This is a genomic window from Streptomyces sp. HSW2009 (assembly GCF_040240285.1).
Taxonomy (GTDB): domain Bacteria; phylum Actinomycetota; class Actinomycetes; order Streptomycetales; family Streptomycetaceae; genus Streptomyces.
This window is the reverse complement of the sequence record NZ_JBEHZD010000552.1, coordinates 1-4,792: the sequence shown is the minus strand read 5'-3', so window position 1 is coordinate 4,792 and position 4,792 is coordinate 1. Positions and strand designations below refer to the sequence as shown.

Below are 4,792 nucleotides of genomic sequence, written 5' to 3'. Positions count from 1 at the left end.
TTCCGCGGCGGGTCGCCGGGGGCCGGCCGCAGCGGGGCGGAGCCGCGGGCCGGGGCGTCGGAGACGTTCTCCAACCCGGTGGTCAAAGACCTGTGGCAGCCCTCGCGGATGGCAGGCGCCACGGCCGCCGGCACGGACGTCGGCGCCGCGCCCCGCGGCGCCGCGTCATCCGCCGGCGCGCCCCCTGGTGACGTGTCGTCCGTCGGCGCCACACCGCGCTCCTGCTCGAACTCCAGCGCCACCGCCGCGAGTTCCTGGAGGTTCTCCACCCGGGTCTCGTCCTGCGGGTCGGTCGACGCCTGGAGTTCGGCCAGGTAGCCGGTGCGCTCCAGGACCGCTTCGAGGACCGTGGCCGGGCCCGCGCCCGACTCGACGATCGTGCGCAGGTCTTCGAGCAGCACGTTGAACCGCTTGACCGCGTTCACCGAGCGCGCCGCCATCCCGTACGCCTCGTCGACGCGGCGCAGCGCCTGCGCGAAGGAGATCCGCTCGCGCTGGGCCAGGGCGTCGATCATCGCCTCGGCGCGCTCGCCGATGCCGCGCTTGGGGACGTTGAGGATGCGCCGCAGCGGCACGGTGTCCTCGGGGTTGGCGAGCACCCGCAGGTACGCGAGGATGTCGCGGACCTCCTTGCGCTCGTAGAACCGGACGCCGCCGACGACCTTGTACGGCAGGCCGACGCGGATGAAGACCTCTTCGAAGACGCGGGACTGGGCGTTGGTGCGGTAGAAGACGGCCACGTCCCCCGCGCGCGCGTCGCCCGCGTCGGTCAGCCGGTCGATCTCGTCCGCGACGTACTGCGCCTCGTCGTGCTCGGTGTCCGCCACGTACCCGGTGATGGTGGCGCCGGCGCCGGCCTCGGTCCACAGGTTCTTCGGGCGGCGGTTCTCGTTCCGCTCGATGACCGCGTTGGCGGCGTTGAGGATGGTCTGCGTCGAGCGGTAGTTCTGCTCAAGGAGGATGGTCGTCGCGCTCGGGTAGTCCTCCTCGAACTGGAGGATGTTGCGGATGGTGGCGCCCCGGAAGGCATAGATCGACTGGTCCGCGTCGCCCACCACGCACAGCTCGGCCGCCGATTCGGCCGGCCCGACCAACTCGCGCACCAGCGTGTACTGCGCGTGGTTGGTGTCCTGGTACTCGTCCACCAGGACGTGCCGGAAGCGGCGCCGGTAGTGCTCGGCGACGTCGGGGAACGCCTGGAGCAGGTGCACCGTGGTCATAATGATGTCGTCAAAGTCCAGCGCGTTGGCCTCGCGCAGCCGCGCCTGGTACATCGTGTACGCCTCGGCGAGGGTCTTCTCGAAGCCGCCGGCCGCGGAGCCGTCGCCGCCGACCTCCGCCGCGTACGCCTCCTCGTCCACGAGTTCGTTCTTCAGGTTGGAGATCTTGGCGCTGAAGGACTTGGGCGGGAAGCGCTTGGGGTCCAGGTCCAGATCGCGGCAGACCAGGGCCATCAGCCGCTTGGAGTCGGCCGCGTCGTAGATCGAGAACGAGGACGTGAAGCCGAGCTTCTTGGACTCGCGGCGCAGGATGCGCACGCACGCGCTGTGGAAGGTCGAGACCCACATGGCGTTGGCCCGCGGGCCGACTAGGTCGGTCACCCGCTCCTTCATCTCGCCCGCGGCCTTGTTGGTGAAGGTGATCGCCAGGATCTCGCCGGGGTGCGCGCGACGGGTGGCCAGCAGGTGCGCGATGCGGTGGGTGAGCACCCGGGTCTTGCCCGAGCCGGCGCCGGCGACGATGAGCAGCGGCGAGCCGGCGTGCGCCACGGCCGCGCCCTGCTGCTCGTTCAGCCCCTTGAGCAGCGCGGCCGGGTCCACGGCAGGGCGCGGCGCGCCGTTGCGGTAGTACGCGTCGCGTTCGTCGTCGTACGGGCCCGGGTCCGCCGCGTACCCGCCCGGGTGCGCCGCGCCCGCGCGCTCGCCGAAGCCCGCGCCGGACGGCCCGGGGGCCGCACCGGCCGCCAGGTCCCAGCCGGCGAACAGGTCGGGCGGGACCTGCTCGGTCGGTGGGCCGGCGGGCGCGTCGGGGCCGTCCGGGTCGTCCTCGGGGATCTCGTGCTCGTCGGGCGGCGGCTCGCCGCCCGCCTTCGCGAGGTCCGCCAGGAAGCTGTCGTCAAAGAGGCTGCTCATCGCGAACCGAGTCTAGGCGGCACCACTGACAATCGACACGGCGTCTTGTGGACGGCGCTGGCGCTGGGCTGCGGCACGGCTGGGGCGGACCCGCCGGCCCCACCCGGAGCGCGCACGGGGGCGGCGGCGCCGGAGCCCGCCCACGGCGCGGGTACGGAGAGCGTCGGCGCTGGTCACAGCGCCGGTACGGGCAGGAGTGCCCGAGCCGGCCGCGGGGCGCACGGGAGTGCCGGCCGAGCCTGCGGCACGGATACGAGACGGGATGCTCCCTGCTCGCAGCGCGGGCACGGGGCGGCGACCGAGCCCGTTGCGCAGGTACGGGCGGGACGTCTGAGCCGCCCGCGGCGCGGATGCACGGAGCGTCTGAGCCGCCCGCGGCGCGGGTACGGAGAGCGTCGGCGCTGGTCACAGCGCCGGTACGGGCGGGACGCCGGCGCTTCCCGCAGCGCCCCTCGCAGCCCCTTCCGACCCCGCCGCAGCGCGTCTCCTCGGCCACTTTCACCCCCGGCAACGCCCCACAGCACCCCGCGCCACCCGTTGCCGCGCCCCCACCCGCACCGCATCTGCCCAGCTCACCGGCGGTGGGGCGGTCGACGGGGACCCCAAATGCGAATCCCAGATGCGTATTACTTAGACTTCTGACGTGCGACTGACCAAGGCCACCGATCTCGCGCTCCGCATCGCGATGCGGCTCGCGGTGCTCGACGCGGACGACGCGCCGACCACCCGGGAGGTGGCCGACGCCGTCGCCGTCCCGTACAGCCACGCCGCCAAGGTGGTCACCCGGCTGCGCCACCTCGGCCTGGTCGAGGCCCGGCGGGGGCGGGGCGGCGGGTTGGCGTTGACCCGGGCCGGGCGTACCGCCTCGCTCGGCTGGCTGGTGCGCGAGCTGGAAGGAGAGGGCGATGTGGTCGGTTGCGAGGACGAGCCGCCCTGCCCGCTGCGGTCGGCCTGCCGGCTGCGGAGCGCGCTGCGCCGGGCGCAGGAGTCCTTCTACGCCACGCTCGACCCGCTCACCATCGACGACCTGGTCTCCGCACCGACCGGCCCCGTCCTGCTCGCCCTGACCCCGCGCCCCACCTGACGCAGCCCCCCTCCCTTCACCTTCACCCCCTCAGACACGAGCGCCGCCGCCTGCTCCCGCACGCCCGACCGCGCCCCGCCCTGCCCAGTTCCCCTCCATCCCGCCGCCCCCTCTTGCCCGTAAAGACGAATCTCATATACCAGTTTGGAGTCGCCATGTTGTCCGAGAAGTCGGCCGAGACGGTCCGTGCCACGTTGCCCGCGGTGGGCGGTGCGCTCGGCGAGATCACCGCGTCGTTCTACGACCGGCTCTTCGCCGCCCACCCCGCGCTGCTGCGCGACCTGTTCAACCGCGGCAACCAGGCCAACGGCGACCAGCGGCAGGCGCTCGCCGGCGCGATCGCCGCGTACGCGCAGTTCCTGGTGGCGCCGGGCGCGGCGCCGGCCCCCGGCGCGTTCCTGGACCGGATCGCGCACAAGCACGCCTCGCTCGGCGTCACCCGCGAGCAGTACGAGGTCGTGCACACCCATCTGTTCGCCGCCATCGTCGAAGTGCTGGGCGAGGCCGTCACCGAAGAGGTCGCCGCGGCCTGGGACGAGGTGTACTGGCTGCTCGCGAACGAGCTGATCGGCATCGAGGGCGACCTGTACGCGGCGGCCGGCGTCACGGAGGGCGACGTCTGGCGCGCCTACCGCATCGTGGAACGGACCGCCGAGGCCGACGGCGTGATCAGCCTGCTGATACGCCCCACCGACGGCTCCGCGCCCCCGGCGTGCCGGCCGGGCCAGTACGTATCGGTGCAGGTCGAACTGGCCGACGGGACCCGCCAGATACGCCAGTACAGCATCAGCGCGGCCCGCCCCGAGGGGCTGCGGATCACGGTCAAGGCGGTGCGCGGTACGGGGGCGGCCGACCGGGCCGGGTGCCCGATGGCCACGCCCGACGGCGAGGTGTCCACCCACCTGCACGCGCACGCGCGCGCGGGCGACACGCTCCGGGTCAGCCTGCCGTTCGGTGACGTCTCGCTCGCCGCCGACGAGGACGGCCCGGTGCTGCTGGTCTCCGCTGGCATCGGCTGCACGCCGCTGATCGGCATGCTCGACCACCTGCTGGTGACCGGCTCGCCGCGGCAGGTGGTCGCGGTGCACGGCGACCGCACCGAGGCCACGCACGCCTTCCGGCAGGAACTCGACGCCCTCGTACGGAAGCTGCCGGACGCCACCGCGCACGTCTGGTACGAGGAGCCGGCCGGCGCCTGGCCCGCCGACCGCACCGGCCGGATCGACCTGACGGCCGTCCCGCTCCCCGACCCGACCCGCACCACCGCCTACCTCTGCGGCCCCCTCCCCTTCCTCCGCGCCGCCCGCACCCAACTCAATGCCCTGGGCCTGCCCGCGGACCGCATCCACTACGAGGTCTTCGGCCCGGACCTGTGGCGCGGTGAGGAGTAGCCACACGGCGGCCCGGCCGACCGTCTGAGCCCGCACGGAGCGGCGGCGGGGGGCCCGCGGTCCCGCCGCCGCGCGGCGCGCCCCCCCCCCCCCCCCCCCCCCCCCCGGCCCACCCCCCCCCCCCCACCCCCCCCCCCGAACCCCCCCCCCCCCCCCCCCCCCCCCCCCCCCCCCCCTTTTTTTTT

Annotated in this window: 4 protein-coding genes; 2 read left to right on the top strand and 2 right to left on the bottom strand. The window is 74.1% G+C overall.

All coding sequences use genetic code 11. From position 1 onward, the window contains the following. A partial coding sequence (locus tag AAHZ94_RS28415) for a UvrD-helicase domain-containing protein (protein ID WP_349996425.1) occupies window positions 1-2,132 on the bottom strand: 2,132 nt, incomplete at its 3' end. Between the two features lie 643 nt (window positions 2,133-2,775). On the opposite strand from AAHZ94_RS28415, the gene AAHZ94_RS28410 reads away from it, so the two are divergent. Then, entirely contained in the window at window positions 2,776-3,216 is a 441-nt protein-coding gene (locus AAHZ94_RS28410; RefSeq protein ID WP_349996424.1) for an RrF2 family transcriptional regulator, read from the top strand. Window positions 3,217-3,371: 155 nt separating this feature from the next. Continuing rightward, window positions 3,372-4,607 (top strand): globin domain-containing protein, encoded by a 1,236-nt coding sequence (locus AAHZ94_RS28405; RefSeq protein ID WP_349996422.1) that lies wholly within the window; start codon window positions 3,372-3,374, stop codon window positions 4,605-4,607. Here the strand turns inward: AAHZ94_RS28405 and AAHZ94_RS28400 are convergent. After that, window positions 4,565-4,792: hypothetical protein (locus AAHZ94_RS28400; protein WP_349996421.1), on the bottom strand; the 228-nt coding region annotated here is incomplete at its 5' end. The two genes, AAHZ94_RS28405 and AAHZ94_RS28400, sit on opposite strands and share 43 nt — an antisense overlap.